This window comes from Tsukamurella soli (assembly GCF_039541155.1).
Taxonomy (GTDB): Bacteria; Actinomycetota; Actinomycetes; order Mycobacteriales; family Mycobacteriaceae; genus Tsukamurella; species Tsukamurella soli.
Genome location: NZ_BAABFR010000244.1, coordinates 1 through 1,152 on the forward strand (window position 1 = coordinate 1; position 1,152 = coordinate 1,152).

At 66.3% G+C, this 1,152-nt stretch carries 1 protein-coding gene; it reads right to left on the minus strand.

Annotated features, from left to right (window positions below):
• Positions 1 to 1,152: aconitase family protein (locus ABD908_RS27380; protein ID WP_345002066.1), on the minus strand; the 1,152-nt coding region annotated here is incomplete at both ends.

Below are 1,152 nucleotides of genomic sequence, written 5' to 3' on the forward strand. Positions count from 1 at the left end.
ACGTACTGCAGGATGCCGCCGTTGCGGTAGTAGTCGGCCTCACCGGGGGTGTCGATGCGCACCACCGCGTCGAACTCGACCTTCGTCCCGTCCTCCTTGGTGGCGGTCACATGCACCGTCTTCGGGGTGACGCCCTCGTTGAGCTTCTCGATACCGGAGATGTCGAACACCTCGGTGCCGTCCAAGCCCAGGCTCTTGGCGCTCTCGCCGGCCGGGAACTGCAGCGGGACCACACCCATACCGATCAGGTTCGACCGGTGGATACGCTCGAACGACTCGGTGATGACGGCCTTCACGCCCAGCAGCACGGTGCCCTTCGCCGCCCAGTCGCGGGAGGAACCGGAGCCGTACTCCTTGCCGCCGAGGACGACCAGCGGGATACCGGCCTTCTGGTAGTTCTGCGACGCGTCGTAGATGAACGACTGTGGGCCGCCGTCCTGGGTGAAATCGCGGGTGTACCCGCCCTGCGTGCCCGCCAGACCGATGGTGTCGAGCACCCGGTTCTGCAACCGGATGTTGGCGAAGGTGCCGCGGATCATCACCTCGTGGTTGCCGCGCCGGCTGCCGAGGGAGTTGTAGTCCTTCCGCGCCACGCCGTGCGCGTCCAGGTACTGCGCCGCCGGGGTGCCGGGCTTGATCGGACCGGCCGGGCTGATGTGGTCGGTGGTCACCGAATCCCCCAGCAGCGCAAGGACGCGGGCGCCCGTGATGTCCGTGACGGGCGACGGCTCGAGCTGCATACCGTCGAAGTACGGGGCCTTGCGGACGTAGGTCGAGTTCTCGTCCCAGGTGAAGGTCTCCCCCTCGGGGGTGGACAGGTTGCGCCAGTTGTCGTCACCCTTGAACACGTCGGCGTAGGACTTGCGGAACATGTCCTGGCTGATCGACTTCTTGATGGTGTCGTCGATCTCCTGCGCGGTCGGCCAGATGTCCTTGAGGTAGACGTCGTTGCCGTCGGTGTCCTGGCCGAGGGGGTCGGTCTCGAAGTCGAAGTCCATCGTCCCGGCCAGCGCGTAGGCGATCACCAGCGGCGGGGACGCGAGGTAGTTCATCTTCACGTCGGGGGAGATGCGGCCCTCGAAGTTGCGGTTACCCGAGAGCACCGCGACCACGGTCAGGTCCTCCTCGTTGACCGCCCGGGAGATCTCGTCC